Source organism: Symbiopectobacterium purcellii, assembly GCF_052050035.1.
In the GTDB taxonomy this organism is placed as follows: domain Bacteria; phylum Pseudomonadota; class Gammaproteobacteria; order Enterobacterales; family Enterobacteriaceae; genus Symbiopectobacterium; species Symbiopectobacterium purcellii_A.
The window spans coordinates 5,194,568-5,209,202 of sequence record NZ_CP189882.1; the positions used below are offsets into that span (position 1 = coordinate 5,194,568).

Consider the following 14,635-nt stretch of genomic DNA (forward strand, 5'->3'; position numbering starts at 1 on the left):
AGTCCTTTATTGTACGTAGGGTTTTAATACCGTGAATTTAACCAGCGCCATGTCCGGCCCCATATGTTGCCAGGTTTGCACCACCTGCCCTGTGGTCGGCTCGAGCCAATAGGAATTGGTGTATTCCGCATTTAAGGCGGGAACCGAAACCTGTTCGGTAAATTTCAACAACTGGCGCGGCTTGTCCAAAATGGTCACGGTCTCTTTACCGCGCGCCTGAAACTCGGATTCTACCGCATAATCACCACGTTGCACCTGAGACCAGGCCATTTTCCCCTGCCAATGCAATGACGTTGAGGGTTTTAACAAACCGACAGCAAGCGGATCAGGCGTAACATTGATGACATGAGCAATATCTTCACCGAAACCCTGCGTTTTAACGATGCGGCCGTTCTGTGTCACGACAATATTGCGATCGGCACCAATCCATTTGAACTGGCCATTCTCAGCAAAGGCCAACACCACAAAAGCTTGGGGGGCTTTTCCAACTCTCAGGTACGCAGATGCATAGGGAGTTTGTGCCACCTTCTCAGAGGAGACCTGCACATCGCCCCCCCCCCAAATCGCCAGCTTGGCCATTTTTTGGAACGCATCCATTTTTTGTGAACAACCAACCAATGCCAGCGCGAACAATGGCAGCAGCATCAACACACCGCGCTTAGTCACGAGCGTTATTTTTATCATTGTGTGAATGTCTCGCAAAACAGCCAGAAATAACAAAAGAAAGGCCACCGAAGTGGCCTTGGATACAAAATGACCTTACTGCGTCCGGGTAGTGGTAGAAGTACCCGTGCTGCTACTACCATTGTCATTTCTGGCAACAGCAACAGCGACGCCTGCGGCAACGGCATCAGTAACACCAACAGTAGCAAGGGCTGTAGTACCCGCAGCAGCGCCTGCTGCCGCAGCACCTGCAGCACCTGCTGCCGCAGCACCTGCAGCACCTGCTACCGCAGCACCTGCAGCACCTGCTACCGCAGCACCTGCTACCGCAGCACTAGTACCACTACCAGCAATACCAGCAATACCAGCAATACCAGCACCAGGAACTGCTGCAAACCCACTGGAGGACATAGCAACAGCCAGGACCAACGTAAGTAACGTCTTCTTCATTACGATTTCCTTTATTAACAAATGAAGCGCTTCAGGGAGGAATACCGTTCAAGAAAAACCGCATCCCTACCTTCTTTACCGCGATGCGCGGCACAGCCAACTCCGACCGCGGCGACATCGCTCCACTGAGGAGACTCTCAGCAATAGACTACAGGACAGGGAATCTCAACGCTCCCCATTCCCTGACTCTGTTTTTTCACACACGATTAAAAATAGCAAGATCTCGCTACAATAAACAGTGAAATTGTAAATTACGCTCATATTGACGTCAACAAAGATGGGTAGCGACAAAAAGGAAATCAATCATAACAGCATGATTACCTTTAATTAAATGAGAAATTTCAATGCAAAAAGCCGAATGCCCCATTCCCAGTCGAAACGCAACAAAACGGTAGGGCATTATGCCGCCTGTAAGTGCGTTAAAAATACCTCATTTGGAGAACGATAACCCAGCGATTTTCGGCCTCGCGTAGGCTTTGTTGAATAATTTAACCGTTTGATTTACATCTTCTTTAGTTAGAATGCATTTACAGAGAATGTATTTTGTTAGAACGACAAATCAAATAGTTAGCACAATAAAAAGCATTCCGAGAGGAAAAATTAGTCGTTGAAATTTTATAATGCTTATATAAATCAGTATCTTAAATTATTCAACAAAGCCCCTCGCGTATTGAGCAGGTGTTCGAGTGCTGCAACCTTGCGATGGGTGACATAATTGAAGTCCGTTCCCTTCGGGTAAAAACGCCGTATCAGCCCGTTGGTATGCTCATTCAACCCGCGTTCCCAGGAATGATATGGCCGGGCAAAGTAGACCGGTGCCCCCGTGACTTTTGTAATTTCCCCGTGCTGGGAAAATTCAGAACCGTTGTCAGCAGTCAGGGTTTTAAACTCGCAGAAGGTATTGGCAACGATGTCCCTGAAGGCCGCTACCACTGTCTCTGCTCGCTTGTTGGGCAGTTTGCGAATGATGACCAGCTTGACGGCTTTATCGACCACCGTCAGCAGGAATGATTTCTGATCTTTGCCAAAGATGGTGTCAATCTCGAAATGCCCGGGTTCCTGCTTGAGGTCAGCAACGGCCGGCCGCTGCTCAATGCCAACACGGTTGGGTATAGGACCGCGTTTGCTCTCATCGGTCTGATAGTTATACCGTTTACCCCGATGAGGGAGCTGCTGATACAGCTCACCGCCGGCCCGGCGCTCCTGCTGGATATAGCGATAGAGCGAGTTCTTGCTGACGGACAGGCCAAATTCCAGGACCAGGCGCCCACTGATGACCTCAGGTGAGGTGTGGGTAGACAGCGCCGTTCTGATAAAGTCCTGAATGTGCGGTTCAAGCTGGTTAATCACGCTGTCCGGCCGTGTTTTCTGCCGCCGCCCTCTGGCCAACGTTTCGGCCCTTCTGCAGGAATAGACCCCGTTGAAAGCGGCGTCGGTATTGCGTCTGAGTTCCCTGCTGATGGTAGAACGAGGAAGCTCCAGTTCCCGGGCGATGGTGGCCTGGTTAACCCCATCACCACGCCGTTTTTCGATGTAGAACCGCTCTTTGTGAGTCAGATGTTTTCCCTGCATGCAACGGGATCTACAGTAGGGCCAGAGCGGTGATTTTATCCGGGTCTGGCCAGTGGGTCACTTTGTTGCATTTCGACTGGGAATGGGGCAATAGCGACACTATTCAGCGTTTATTTAACAACGTAAATTAAAGAAATAACTTATTCCAACCATTCGGTGTGGAATACGCCTTCCTTATCAGTACGTTTATAAGTGTGCGCGCCAAAGTAATCTCGCTGCGCCTGGATCAGGTTAGCAGGCAACACCGCGGAGCGATAGCTGTCATAATAAGCGATGGCCGCCGAGAACGTCGGTATCGGAATGCCGTTTTGCACCGCATAGGCGACAACATCACGCAATGCCTGCTGGTAATCATCGGCCGCTTTCTTGAAATACGGTGCCAGCAGCAGGTTGGCAATATCCGGCGTTACCGCGTAGGCATCAGTGATTTTTTGCAGGAACTGGGCGCGAATAATGCAACCGGCACGGAAAATCTTGGCGATTTCACCGTAGTTCAGGTTCCACTGATGCTCTTCTGACGCTGCACGCAACTGGGAGAAACCTTGCGCATAGGAAACAATTTTACCCAGATAGAGCGCCCGACGCACGTTCTCGATAAAGGTCACTTTATCACCGCTAAACGGTTTTGCCTGCGGCCCGGTCAGCACCTTGGAAGCAGCAACACGCTGCTCTTTCAGTGAAGAGATATAGCGCGCAAACACAGACTCTGTAATCAGAGACAGCGGTTCGCCAAGATCGAGCGAGCTTTGGCTGGTCCATTTGCCGGTGCCTTTGTTGGCCGCTTCATCCAGAATTACATCAACCAGATAGTTACCTTCTTCATCTTTCTTGGTGAAGATATCTTTGGTGATGTCGATTAAATAGCTGCTCAGTTCCCCGGCATTCCATTCAGATAAGGTTTTTGCCAGCTCATCGTTGGACAGGTTCAAGCCGTGTTTCAGCAGTGAATAGGCTTCGGCAATCAATTGGATATCGCCGTATTCGATGCCATTGTGCACCATTTTTACATAGTGACCGGCGCCGTCTGGTCCAATATAGGTAACGCAGGCTTCGCCTTCGGCACGGGCAGCAATTTTTTCCAAAATAGGTGCCACCAGCTTATAGGCATCTTTCTGCCCACCCGGCATGATAGAAGGGCCTTTCAGCGCGCCCTCTTCACCACCGGAGACGCCGGTGCCGATAAAATTGAACCCTTCCGCAGACAACTCACGGTTGCGGCGGATGGTGTCCTGGAAGAAAGTGTTACCGCCATCAATGATGATGTCGCCTTTATCCAGGTAGGGCTTCAGGGATTCGATCGCTTTGTCCGTGCCTTCACCGGCTTTGACCATCAACAGAATGCGACGCGGGGATTCCAACGACGCCACAAATTCTTCAAAGGTATAATAAGGCACCAGTTTTTTGCCGGGATTTTCGGCCACCACTTCTTCGGTTTTTTCACGAGAGCGGTTGAAAATGGACACGGTGTAACCACGACTTTCGATGTTAAGCGCCAGATTGCGCCCCATCACCGCCATACCCACCACGCCAATTTGCTGTTTGGACATTAAAGCAACTCCTGTCTGAAGGATAACCTGCCTGTATCACGACGACGAAAGACAACGCAAAAGCAGGCGGATATAGTAACTCAGTTTAAGGCATGTGGATAGTGATAGGTCTAAAGAAGAGAAAAGCCCTTCACGGTGGCAGTGCTTAACAGGGGAGAAATGCTAATTATTTATTCAGCTGTATTAGTCGCGACTTGATCTGACACATGACCTTGAAAGGTTGAGAGTTACCGGTTTTGATATGGGTGTCTAATCCTTAAACAAAACGCGAGGTAACTCTCATGCTTCATACTAACAATCCCATCATCAAACACAAAGCAGGCCTGCTCAATCTCGCCGAAGAACTTGGTAACGTATCAAAAGCCTGCAAGATCATGGGCGTGTCGCGCGACACGTTTTACCGTTATCAGGAACTGGCTGCTGAAGGTGGCATCGATGCACTGGTTAACCAGAACCGCCGGGTTCCCAACCTGAAGAACCGCGCCGACGAAGCCACTGAACGCGCGGTTGTTGAATATGCCGTTGAGTTCCCGGCCCACGGGCAGCACCGGACCAGTAATGAGCTGCGTAAAAAAGGCGTATTTATCTCCGCCAGCGGCGTGCGGTCCATCTGGCAACGGCACGATCTGGAGAACTTCCGTAAACGCCTGAAGGCGCTTGAGGAAAAAGTTGCCAGAGAAGGCACCGTGCTTACCGATGTCCAAATCGCAGCGCTGGAGAAAAAGGCGCATGATGATGAGGCCAGCGGCGAAATCGAGACGGCTCATCCGGGTTATCTCGCGTCGCAGGACACCTTCTACGTTGGCAATCTGAAAGCGGTGGGCCGTATCTACCAGCAGCCCCATTCCCAGTCGAAACGCAACAAAACGGTAGGGCATTATGCCGCCTGTAAGTGCGTTAAAAATACCTCATTTGGAGAACGATAACCCAGCGATTTTCTGCCTCGCGTATTGAGCAGGTGTTCGAGTGCTGCAACCTTGCGATGGGTGACATAATTGAAGTCCGTTCCCTTCGGGTAAAAACGCCGTATCAGCCCGTTGGTATGCTCATTCAACCCGCGTTCCCAGGAATGATATGGCCGGGCAAAGTAGACCGGTGCCCCCGTGACTTTTGTAATTTCCCCGTGCTGGGAAAATTCAGAACCGTTGTCAGCAGTCAGGGTTTTAAACTCGCAGAAGGTATTGGCAACGATGTCCCTGAAGGCCGCTACCACTGTCTCTGCTCGCTTGTTGGGCAGTTTGCGAATGATGACCAGCTTGACGGCTTTATCGACCACCGTCAGCAGGAATGATTTCTGATCTTTGCCAAAGATGGTGTCAATCTCGAAATGCCCGGGTTCCTGCTTGAGGTCAGCAACGGCCGGCCGCTGCTCAATGCCAACACGGTTGGGAATAGGACCGCGTTTGTTCTCATCGGTCTGATAGTTATAGCCAAGCGACTTAATTTTGATTACACCATATGGACTGAGAACAAACTCTCTGTATCGCAACCCATCTCTCTTTTTTTGCTTTTTGCTTGTGCCCATTTATGCTCAATTGGGTTAAGATCTGGCGAATATGTAGGCAAATACTCCACCATATACCCTGCATCGATGATGACTTGTTGAATATTATGTTTTTTGTGAAAAGTGGCATTGTCCATCATGATTACACTGTTTTTAGGGAGTACTGGGATAAGGACTTGTGTGACCCAGGCATAGAAAACATCGCTGTTAATATTGATATCAAATAATCCGATAGCAAACAGCGTTGTGCCTAATAAAGCGCCGATAACATTTGTTCTTCCCCTAGCTCCCCAGTTCTTCAGGCCAAAACACCGTTGACCTTTTGGGGAATAGCCGTGAGTCCGTGGGGCATCGTGTGAAAAACCACTTTCATCAATAAAAACAATAGGTTTACCTTCTTTTTCATACTGTTGTTTTTTTTGTTGAAATCCCTGCCGGGCGTTTTCGTCGGCTTTCGGATGACGTAGAGTTTTTTTTATAGGTCAATCCCAGCTTTTTAAGCGCTTGCCAAATGGCCTTCTGACAAACGCCAAAACGCTCTGCACGTTCTTTTTGGTAAGCATCTGGATATTGTTCAACATCTTTTATCAACTCGGATTTATCGATCTTTCGCTGACGCGTGGTCGATGCTTTTGACTCTATTTGATTAATCCAACGCGATACAGAGGCAGGGCCAATCCGAAATTGCTTCGCTGTTTCTCGGATACTCAACCCTTCGTTTTTCCGTGTAGATATCACTTTACGTCTAAAATCAATTGAATAGCTCATTTAAATAATGTAATCAAAATTAAGTCGTTTAGCTATATACCGTTTACCCCGATGAGGGAGCTGCTGATACAGCTCACCGCCGGCCCGGCGCTCCTGCTGGATATAGCGATAGAGCGAGTTCTTGCTGACGGACAGGCCAAATTCCAGGACCAGGCGCCCACTGATGACCTCGGGTGAGGTGTGGGTAGACAGCGCCGTTCTGATAAAGTCCTGAATGTGCGGTTCAAGCTGGTTAATCACGCTGTCCGGCCGTGTTTTCTGCCGCCGCCCTCTGGCCAACGTTTCGGCCCTTCTGCAGGAATAGACCCCGTTGAAAGCGGCGTCGGTATTGCTTCTGAGTTCCCTGCTGATGGTAGAACGAGGAAGCTCCAGTTCCCGGGCGATGGTGGCCTGGTTAACCCCATCACCACGCCGTTTTTCGATGTAGAACCGCTCTTTGTGAGTCAGATGTTTTCCCTGCATGCAACGGGATCTCCAGTAGGGCCAGAACGGTGATTTTATCCGGGTCTGGCCAGTGGGTCACTTTGTTGCATTTCGACTGGGAATGGGGCGCAGACGTTCGTGGATACGTACTCGAAAGTGGCACACTGCAAGCTTTATACGAGTAAAACGCCGATCACTGCCGCCGACCTGCTAAATGATCGCGTACTGCCGTTCTACGAGGCTCAGGGACTGCCGATGCTGAGAATACTGACCGACAGGGGAACGGAGTACTGTGGTAAGGTGGAGCAGCATGATTACCAGCTGTATCTGGCCATCAACGATATCGACCATACAAAAACGAAGGCGATGTCTCCGCAGACGAACGGCATCTGCGAGCGCTTCCATAAAACGATTTTGCAGGATTTTTATCAGGTTACGTTCCGCAAGAAGTTATATGGGGACCTGGAGAGCCTACAGGCAGATCTGGACAACTGGTTGTGGCATTACAATAATGAGCGAACTCATCAGGGAAAAATGTGCTGCGGGCGAACGCCAATGGCAACGTTACTTGATGGAAAACGGGTCTGGGCAGAAAAGGATCTGAACCGGATGTAATCTGACAGACACCTGTATAAATAACCGATAACTGTCAGATAAGGTCTGAGCTAGTACAATTCAGCAATGCTTTAATGCTGGCTTTAAACGCATCACCAAACTTAGGATTACGCAGACCATAAGCAACAAACGCCTGCATATAACCGAGCTTACGCCCACAGTTAAAGCTGCGACCCGCCATCTGCACCGCATCCACCTGATGGTTTTGCTCAATCAGTTCAGCAATGGCATCGGTCAGTTGAATACGGCCCCAGGCTCCTGCGGAGGTTTTTTCCAAAATAGACCAGGCATCCGCAGACAGTACATAACGCCCGACCGCCGACAAATCTGATCCTTCTTCCGGTGGCACTTCCGGTTTTTCAATCATGGAAGTGATAACAGCGGCGTCACCAGCGTGGTCCAATGGGTTAGCACATTCCACCACAGAGTACTCCGGCAGCACTTCATAAGGACGATGTTTCACCAACACTTGGCTGTGGCCCGTTGCTTCAAAACGCGCAATCAACTGTGCCAGATTCTCTTTACTCTGATCGGCACTGGCTTCATCCATCACCACATCCGGCAACACCACCACAAACGGATTATCCCCAACGATGGGACGCGCGCAGTTGATGGCATGACCCAGCCCCAGCGTTTCGCCCTGACGCACATTCATAATCGTCACGCCTTTAGGGCAGATGGCTTGTACATCGGCCAGCAGTTGGCGTTTTTGCCGCTCTTCCAGCAACGATTCCAGCTCGAAAGAGGTATCAAAATGGTTTTCAATAGCGTTTTTTGAGGCGTGCGTCACCAGCACAATTTCTTTGATACCGGCATTTACGCACTCGTTAACGATTTTCTCTATTACCGGACGATCCACCAACGGCAGCATCTCTTTTGGGATCGCTTTTGTTACCGGCAGCAGGTTCATACCTAACCCGGCGACGGGGATAATCGCTTTCAATTTTGTTGCCATGCATTAACTCTCTTGTTATCCGTTGTCATTCTTCTGCCATCATAACGCGGCGGTTAGAATAAGGTTACACCCAATTGGCCACAAAGCGATCTTGGTGACTTAAGATTTCTGATAGATCAGACAATTCTGCATCGATATTGTATGATGACAACCTGCTACTTCAAGTATCCACAGCAAAGGTTAAAACAATGAAAGGCATCGTATTGGCAGGTGGTTCTGGCACAAGACTTTACCCCATCACTCGTGGCATATCGAAGCAACTGCTGCCTATCTATGACAAGCCCATGGTGTATTACCCAATCTCTGTGCTGATGTTAGCAGGCATTCAGGATATCTTGATTATCAGCACCCCCGAAGACCTTCCTTCATTTCAGCGCCTATTAGGCGATGGCAGACACTTTGGTATTAACCTCAGCTATGCGGAGCAGCCGAGCACGGATGGGCTGGCTCAATCGTTCATTATCGGTGAAGAGTTTATCAATGGTAAGCGCTGTGCATTGATTTTGGGTGACAATATCTATTTTGGTCAGAGCTTTGGTAAAAAGCTGGAAAGTGCAGTGGCGCAGGAACAAGGCGCAACGGTGTTTGGTTATCAGGTAACCGACCCAGAGCGCTTTGGCGTGGTGGAATTTGATGCCGACTTTAAAGCCCTGTCGATTGAAGAGAAACCGCTCAAACCTAAATCTAACTGGGCGGTGACCGGGCTCTATTTTTACGACAATAATGTGGTGGAAATGGCTAAGCAGGTTAAGCCTTCCGCACGCGATGAATTGGAAATTACTACACTGAACCAGATGTATCTGGAACAAGGCACGCTCAACGTAGAGTTGTTAGGCCGGGGGTTTGCCTGGCTGGATACCGGCACCCATGATAGCTTGATCGAAGCATCACAGTTTATTCATACCATTGAAAAACGTCAGGGAATGAAAGTCGCTTGTCTGGAAGAAATTGCCTTCCGTAAAAGCTGGATCTCGCGTGAACAAGTAGCAAAAGAAGCCCAATTACTGAGCAAAACACAATATGGGCAGTATCTGGCGCGACTGGTTGAAGAAACTCGTTAGTAAGCCGATAACATGTCACAGCGTTCGTGAAATGCTAATTTCTTTATGCTCAGCAAACGTGATACTTACCGTCCTCGGCATAAGCCAGGAATATCTGGTGCACGCATTTAGCTAACCTTGCCATTATTGAACAAACACTATGCAAGTGATCGATACCCCCATTTATGGCGCAAAAGTGATTCAACCCAAGGTTTTTGGTGATGCGCGCGGATTTTTTTTAGAGACGTTTGAGAAAAATCGTTATCAGCAGATTCTGAATATCGATCTGGACTTTGTGCAAGATAACCACTCGCGTTCCAGCAAAGGCGTGTTGCGTGGGCTGCATTTTCAAAAATCACGACCGCAAGGTAAGTTGGTGCGCGTGGTGCGCGGTGAAGTTTATGATGTTGCGGTAGATATTCGCCGTGATTCTCCCAGCTATGGCAAATGGTTTGGTGTACTACTCACAGAAGAGAACAAAACCCAACTTTGGCTGCCACCGGGGTTGGCGCACGGTTTAGCCGTGCTCTCTGACGTTGCGGATTTTGAATATAAATGCACGGAATATTATCAACCCTCTGATGAAGGCTGCTTACTGTGGAACGACCCGGATTTGGGCATTGAATGGCCGCTGGAATCGCCGTTGCTTTCAGAGAAGGATAAACTCGGCAAACGCTTCAAGGAACTGGATTGATGAAAGTATTATTGACTGGCGCAAACGGCCAACTTGGACGCTGTTTTCAAGACAGATTACCCGCTGGCTGGCAAATTCTTGCGACTGACTCGGCCGAATTGGATATCACCGTTCTGGCTCAAGTTACTGCAACCGTAAGTGCTTTTAAACCGGATGCTATTGTCAATGCAGCGGCTTATACGGCAGTGGATAAAGCAGAAAGCGACGTAGAATTGGCGGAACGCATTAACGCCGCAGGCGCGGCTAATCTGGCAAGTGTGGCTGCCCAGCACGGCATTCGTTTGGTGCATGTTTCAACCGATTACGTTTTCGATGGCAATGCTAACACGCCTTACACTGAAGAGAGCCCAACCAACCCGCTCAGCGTTTATGGCGTTACTAAACTTACTGGTGAACGAGCTGTCAGCACAGCTGCACCTGACTCGATTATCGTGCGCACCGCCTTGGTATTTAGTGAATACGGCAATAACTTCGTGAAAACTATGCTGCGCTTAGGCAAAGAACGTGATGCGTTAAGCATTGTTGACGACCAGCGCGGCTGCCCCACTTATGCGGGGGATTTGGCCCAGGCGATTATTGCACTGCTACAACAAAATGCTGCTGGTGGCGTTTATCACTACGCGGGTGACAAGGAAGTAAGTTGGTTTGAATTTGCACAGGCGATATTTACGGTGGCGGTGCAGAAAGCGGTTCTGAATAAAGCGCCAACGCTCACACCGATTAATACAGCGCAGTATCCCACACCGGCACACCGACCGGCCTATTCAACACTGGCTGGGGACAAAATCAAAGCGCTAGGCATTACGTTATCTGACTGGCAAGGTGCACTGAATAAAACGATCTGAGATTCTCGCCAATACCGCTTAAAAATGGTAAGTACCAGATGCAATAGCAATGCATCCGGTGTTTTTAGCATAAGCATTTCAACGACGAAAACCGCTATGAAAAAACCATTTGCTTAAAGATGAAAGGAAACTCTTTTGCCTATAGGAAGTTTTACATCAATACTCAATTAACCGCCTAAAGCAGCTGTAAGTATCCGGGTAAACCTAACCATTCACTTTTAGAGCTCTTCCAACATACTGAGTATGTTCCCTGAGGAGATCGTAATGCGCAAAACCCGATTCCTGCCGTTTTGAAGTCAGTAGAAGCTGGACGTACCGTCAAGGATGTCTGTCGCAAAGCCTATATTTCCAAAGCCAACTATTACAGCTGGAAAGCGAAGTTTGGCGGTATGGAGGCCCCTGATATCAAAAAGATGAAAGATCTGGAGGACGGAAATCGTCGTCTCAAACAGATGTTTGCCGATCTGGATCTCGAGTGTCGTGCTCTGAAGCAGACGCTTTCGAGCCTTCAAAGTGGTGGATGGCTTTAACCACGATGCTCTCGGAATAGAAATCGATCTGAATCTTCCAGTGCAGCGGGTGGTCAGAGTACTGTATAAGATCGTGGCAAACCGTGGTTATCCACTGAAACTACGGATGGAAAATGGCCCCGCTGACTTTGGCCCTGTGTGCTGAAGAGCATGGCGTGATAATGGAATTTATCAAACCGGGAAAACCAACGCAAAATGCATTAATCGAACGTGCCGGACAGAGATACTGGTTTTTTATCTATTCAGAACCCTGAATGAAGCGAGGGAAATCACAGACGGAATATAACAGCGAGCGGCCCCATGACCCCCTGAATAACCTGACGACGCCGGAAGAATACCAACTGATGACAGAAAAACCGGAAATCTCACAAAGTGTGTGGAACTAAAACCGGTGTGCTTACGTAACCGGACAGAGTTGGAACTACCGGCCACAGTGACACCTATAGCCAAGCGACTTAATTTTGATTACACCATATGGACTGAGAACAAACTCTCTGTATCGCAACCCATCTCTCTTTTTTTGCTTTTTGCTTGTGCCCATTTATGCTCAATTGGGTTAAGATCTGGCGAATATGTAGGCAAATACTCCACCATATACCCTGCATCGATGATGACTTGTTGAATATTATGTTTTTTGTGAAAAGTGGCATTGTCCATCATGATTACACTGTTTTTAGGGAGTACTGGGATAAGGACTTGTGTGACCCAGGCATAGAAAACATCGCTGTTAATATTGATATCAAATAATCCGATAGCAAACAGCGTTGTGCCTAATAAAGCGCCGATAACATTTGTTCTTCCCCTAGCTCCCCAGTTCTTCAGGCCAAAACACCGTTGACCTTTTGGGGAATAGCCGTGAGTCCGTGGGGCATCGTGTGAAAAACCACTTTCATCAATAAAAACAATAGGTTTACCTTCTTTTTCATACTGTTGTTTTTTTTGTTGAAATCCCTGCCGGGCGTTTTCGTCGGCTTTCGGATGACGTAGAGTTTTTTTTATAGGTCAATCCCAGCTTTTTAAGCGCTTGCCAAATGGCCTTCTGACAAACGCCAAAACGCTCTGCACGTTCTTTTTGGTAAGCATCTGGATATTGTTCAACATCTTTTATCAACTCGGATTTATCGATCTTTCGCTGACGCGTGGTCGATGCTTTTGACTCTATTTGATTAATCCAACGCGATACAGAGGCAGGGCCAATCCGAAATTGCTTCGCTGTTTCTCGGATACTCAACCCTTCGTTTTTCCGTGTAGATATCACTTTACGTCTAAAATCAATTGAATAGCTCATTTAAATAATGTAATCAAAATTAAGTCGTTTAGCTATATGTGTATTAGTCGCGACTTGATCTGACACATGGCCTTGAAAGGTTGAGAGTGTAGTGGCATACTGAATTTGGCCACCTAAGTAGAGGTGATATGCTTACCTCATAATTTTTATAGGTGCCAAAATGAGTAAAATAATTACTGCTGAATTTAAATGTGAAACCGCCAAATTAGTCCTTGACCAAAATTATACCTACCAGGAAGCCGCGAAAGCCATGAACGTCAGTCTTTCAGCGATTAGCCGGTGGGTAAGAGCCCTTCGTTTAGAACGTCAAGGGAAAGCATCGCCTGGTCTGCCATTAACACCTGAACAAATTGAGTTCAGAGAAATGAAGAAAAAAATCCACCGACTGGAAATGGAGAATGCCATCTTAAAAAAGGCTACTGCGCTCTTAATGTCCGACTCACTGAAAAATTCTCGGTAGTTGAAAAGCTAAGAGCGCTTTATCCAGTGAAAGCGTTGTGTCGTATTTTTAATGTTCACCGAAGCAGTTATCGCTATTGGTGTCGACCTAAGGAGCCAGATATTGAGCGGACGATAAAACGTAGCCTGGTCAGCGAAGCGTGGAACGTTAGTGGCGGGTCTGCGGGCGCAAGGACTATCGCCACGATGGTTACCAATACACACGACGTGAAACTTGGGCGGTGGTTAGCGGGTAAGTTGATGAAAGAATTAACCCTCGTTAGTTGCCAAACAAGAAAACATCAATACAACCGCGGTGGAAATGAACGTATTGATATTCCAAATCTGCTCAATAGGCAGTTCGCTGTTACCAAGCCTGACCAGGTTTGGTGCGGCGATGTAACCTATATTTGGACAGGCGACCGATGGGCGTATCTGGCGGTGGTATTAGATTTATTTGCCCGAAAACCCGTGGGTTGGGCAATGTCGTTTTCGCCAGATTCAGAATTAACAGCCAAAGCACTACAAATGGCTTGGGAACTGCGTGGGCATCCCAAACAAGTCATGTTTCATAGTGACCAAGGAAGCCATTACACCAGTCGTCAGTATAGGCAGGCATTGTGGCGTTATCAGATGACCCAAAGTATGAGTCGCAGAGGAAATTATTGGGATAATAGTCCGATGGAGCGATTCTTCCGTAGTCTGAAGACTGAATGGGTGCCAACGACTGGCTACCAAAGCTTTAGTACTGCTCAATCATCCATTATTCGCTACATAACTCATTATTATAGCGATGTCAGACCTCACTGGTATAACGGTGGGTTAACACCAAATGAATCAGAACGGCTGTTCCATCAACAGTCAGGTAGGGTGGCCAAATTTAGTTGACCACTACAACTCCACCTGGAGTGGTCTCAGGATTCGCGCTTCGCCGTTATCGTTGAAACCGCGCCGCTTTCTGCTCATGCTGTGGCTGAATACTGTCGCCGTAAAGGCCTCTATCCTGAACAGATTCAGCAGTGGAAGGACGAGTTTATGCAGCCAGGTCAGCGTGCAGAAAGAGCCTTAATAAAGAAACAGCAAAAAGAAATTTAGCAGCTTAATCGTGAAATAGCCCGCAAGGACAAAGCCCTCGCCGAAGCGGCGGCACTGCTCATCCTGGAAAAAAAGCTCAAGGCGTTCTTCGACGAAGAACGCGAGGTCGAATGACGCGCACAGCCGACAGGTTACGGCTGATGAAGATGCTGGAGGAGGCTGCCACTGCCGGCGTCCGGCAAAGCCATGCCTGCAGGTCTGTAGGTAT

At 48.3% G+C, this 14,635-nt stretch carries 15 protein-coding genes and 3 pseudogenes; 7 read left to right on the forward strand and 11 right to left on the reverse strand.

Annotated elements, in window-relative coordinates; translation table 11 throughout:
* Window positions 1-6: 6 nt before the first annotated feature.
* The 4 genes from ACQGXV_RS35320 to gndA form a co-directional block, all read right to left on the reverse strand.
* Window positions 7-684, reverse strand: coding sequence for a YjbF family lipoprotein (locus ACQGXV_RS35320; RefSeq protein ID WP_440864615.1), 678 nt, complete (start codon window positions 682-684; stop codon window positions 7-9).
* A 75-nt stretch (window positions 685-759) separates the two neighbouring features.
* Window positions 760-1,113, reverse strand: a complete 354-nt coding sequence (locus ACQGXV_RS35325; protein ID WP_440864616.1) for a hypothetical protein — start codon at window positions 1,111-1,113, stop codon at window positions 760-762.
* Window positions 1,114-1,746: 633 nt separating this feature from the next.
* On the reverse strand, window positions 1,747-2,685 hold the full coding sequence (locus ACQGXV_RS35330; protein WP_440864617.1) for an IS30 family transposase: 939 nt from the start codon (window positions 2,683-2,685) through the stop codon (window positions 1,747-1,749).
* Window positions 2,686-2,825: 140 nt separating this feature from the next.
* Window positions 2,826-4,232 carry an NADP-dependent phosphogluconate dehydrogenase gene (gndA, locus tag ACQGXV_RS35335; protein ID WP_440864618.1) on the reverse strand — a complete coding sequence of 469 codons (1,407 nt, stop codon included), beginning with the start codon at window positions 4,230-4,232 and terminating at the stop codon, window positions 2,826-2,828.
* A 281-nt stretch (window positions 4,233-4,513) separates the two neighbouring features.
* On the opposite strand from gndA, the pseudogene ACQGXV_RS35340 reads away from it, so the two are divergent.
* A pseudogene (locus tag ACQGXV_RS35340) lies at window positions 4,514-5,071 on the forward strand (helix-turn-helix domain-containing protein); the annotation flags it as partial.
* 38 nt (window positions 5,072-5,109) lie between these two features.
* Here the strand turns inward: ACQGXV_RS35340 and ACQGXV_RS35345 are convergent.
* From ACQGXV_RS35345 to ACQGXV_RS35360, 4 genes are read right to left on the reverse strand one after another with little or no spacing between them, the layout of a single operon-like run.
* On the reverse strand, window positions 5,110-5,721 hold the full coding sequence (locus ACQGXV_RS35345; protein WP_440864619.1) for an IS30 family transposase: 612 nt from the start codon (window positions 5,719-5,721) through the stop codon (window positions 5,110-5,112).
* Window positions 5,682-6,215: an IS630 family transposase gene (locus ACQGXV_RS35350; protein ID WP_440862665.1), complete on the reverse strand. Its 534-nt coding sequence runs from the start codon at window positions 6,213-6,215 to the stop codon at window positions 5,682-5,684. The genes ACQGXV_RS35345 and ACQGXV_RS35350 overlap by 40 nt, the downstream gene beginning before the upstream one ends.
* On the reverse strand, window positions 6,139-6,504 hold the full coding sequence (locus tag ACQGXV_RS35355; RefSeq protein WP_440862584.1) for an IS630 transposase-related protein: 366 nt from the start codon (window positions 6,502-6,504) through the stop codon (window positions 6,139-6,141). Before ACQGXV_RS35355 ends, ACQGXV_RS35350 begins: the two co-directional genes overlap by 77 nt.
* The gene (locus tag ACQGXV_RS35360; protein ID WP_440864620.1) at window positions 6,505-6,966 is read right to left on the reverse strand and encodes a transposase; all 462 of its coding nucleotides are present in this window, start codon (window positions 6,964-6,966) and stop codon (window positions 6,505-6,507) included.
* A 90-nt stretch (window positions 6,967-7,056) separates the two neighbouring features.
* Between ACQGXV_RS35360 and ACQGXV_RS35365 the strand changes: the two are divergent.
* A pseudogene (locus tag ACQGXV_RS35365) lies at window positions 7,057-7,542 on the forward strand (integrase core domain-containing protein); the annotation flags it as partial.
* Between the two features lie 34 nt (window positions 7,543-7,576).
* On the opposite strand, the gene ACQGXV_RS35370 reads toward ACQGXV_RS35365, so the two are convergent.
* The gene (locus ACQGXV_RS35370; protein ID WP_440864621.1) at window positions 7,577-8,497 is read right to left on the reverse strand and encodes a sugar phosphate nucleotidyltransferase; all 921 of its coding nucleotides are present in this window, start codon (window positions 8,495-8,497) and stop codon (window positions 7,577-7,579) included.
* Window positions 8,498-8,685: 188 nt separating this feature from the next.
* Here ACQGXV_RS35370 and rfbA point away from each other — a divergent pair, with 188 nt between their 5' ends.
* From rfbA to ACQGXV_RS35390, 4 genes and pseudogenes are all read left to right on the forward strand, one after another.
* Entirely contained in the window at window positions 8,686-9,558 is an 873-nt protein-coding gene (gene rfbA / locus ACQGXV_RS35375) for a glucose-1-phosphate thymidylyltransferase RfbA (RefSeq protein WP_440864622.1), read from the forward strand.
* A gap of 139 nt (window positions 9,559-9,697) precedes the next feature.
* Complete coding sequence (rfbC, locus tag ACQGXV_RS35380) at window positions 9,698-10,231, forward strand: dTDP-4-dehydrorhamnose 3,5-epimerase (RefSeq protein WP_440864623.1); 534 nt, start codon at window positions 9,698-9,700, stop codon at window positions 10,229-10,231.
* Window positions 10,231-11,076, forward strand: a complete 846-nt coding sequence (rfbD, locus tag ACQGXV_RS35385; protein WP_440867808.1) for a dTDP-4-dehydrorhamnose reductase — start codon at window positions 10,231-10,233, stop codon at window positions 11,074-11,076. The genes rfbC and rfbD overlap by 1 nt, the downstream gene beginning before the upstream one ends.
* A 278-nt stretch (window positions 11,077-11,354) precedes the next feature.
* Window positions 11,355-11,992, forward strand: a pseudogene (locus ACQGXV_RS35390) (transposase).
* Between the two features lie 79 nt (window positions 11,993-12,071).
* On the opposite strand, the gene ACQGXV_RS35395 reads toward ACQGXV_RS35390, so the two are convergent.
* The gene (locus ACQGXV_RS35395; RefSeq protein ID WP_440862665.1) at window positions 12,072-12,605 is read right to left on the reverse strand and encodes an IS630 family transposase; all 534 of its coding nucleotides are present in this window, start codon (window positions 12,603-12,605) and stop codon (window positions 12,072-12,074) included.
* The gene (locus ACQGXV_RS35400) at window positions 12,529-12,894 is read right to left on the reverse strand and encodes an IS630 transposase-related protein (RefSeq protein WP_440862584.1); all 366 of its coding nucleotides are present in this window, start codon (window positions 12,892-12,894) and stop codon (window positions 12,529-12,531) included. The genes ACQGXV_RS35395 and ACQGXV_RS35400 overlap by 77 nt, the downstream gene beginning before the upstream one ends.
* Before the next feature lie 160 nt (window positions 12,895-13,054).
* Between ACQGXV_RS35400 and ACQGXV_RS35405 the strand changes: the two genes are divergently transcribed.
* Window positions 13,055-14,220, forward strand: a protein-coding gene (locus ACQGXV_RS35405) for an IS3 family transposase (protein WP_440864624.1) whose coding sequence is annotated in 2 segments (ribosomal slippage) — window positions 13,055-13,298 and window positions 13,298-14,220 — 1,167 coding nt in all. Because the reading frame shifts where the segments join, the coding sequence is not laid out codon by codon here.
* Window positions 14,221-14,635 lie beyond the last annotated feature (415 nt).

Bases quoted from the DNA above. Each gene is read 5' to 3' on its own strand.
- ACQGXV_RS35320 (WP_440864615.1), bottom strand. From the start codon at position 684: ATGATAAAAATAACGCTCGTGACTAAGCGCGGTGTGTTGATGCTGCTG.
- ACQGXV_RS35325 (WP_440864616.1), bottom strand. From the start codon at position 1,113: ATGAAGAAGACGTTACTTACGTTGGTCCTGGCTGTTGCTATGTCCTCC.
- ACQGXV_RS35330 (WP_440864617.1), bottom strand. From the start codon at position 2,685: ATGCAGGGAAAACATCTGACTCACAAAGAGCGGTTCTACATCGAAAAA.
- gndA (WP_440864618.1), bottom strand. From the start codon at position 4,232: ATGTCCAAACAGCAAATTGGCGTGGTGGGTATGGCGGTGATGGGGCGC.
- ACQGXV_RS35355 (WP_440862584.1), bottom strand. From the start codon at position 6,504: ATGAGCTATTCAATTGATTTTAGACGTAAAGTGATATCTACACGGAAA.
- ACQGXV_RS35360 (WP_440864620.1), bottom strand. From the start codon at position 6,966: ATGCAGGGAAAACATCTGACTCACAAAGAGCGGTTCTACATCGAAAAA.
- ACQGXV_RS35370 (WP_440864621.1), bottom strand. From the start codon at position 8,497: ATGGCAACAAAATTGAAAGCGATTATCCCCGTCGCCGGGTTAGGTATG.
- rfbA (WP_440864622.1), top strand. From the start codon at position 8,686: ATGAAAGGCATCGTATTGGCAGGTGGTTCTGGCACAAGACTTTACCCC.
- rfbC (WP_440864623.1), top strand. From the start codon at position 9,698: ATGCAAGTGATCGATACCCCCATTTATGGCGCAAAAGTGATTCAACCC.
- rfbD (WP_440867808.1), top strand. From the start codon at position 10,231: ATGAAAGTATTATTGACTGGCGCAAACGGCCAACTTGGACGCTGTTTT.
- ACQGXV_RS35400 (WP_440862584.1), bottom strand. From the start codon at position 12,894: ATGAGCTATTCAATTGATTTTAGACGTAAAGTGATATCTACACGGAAA.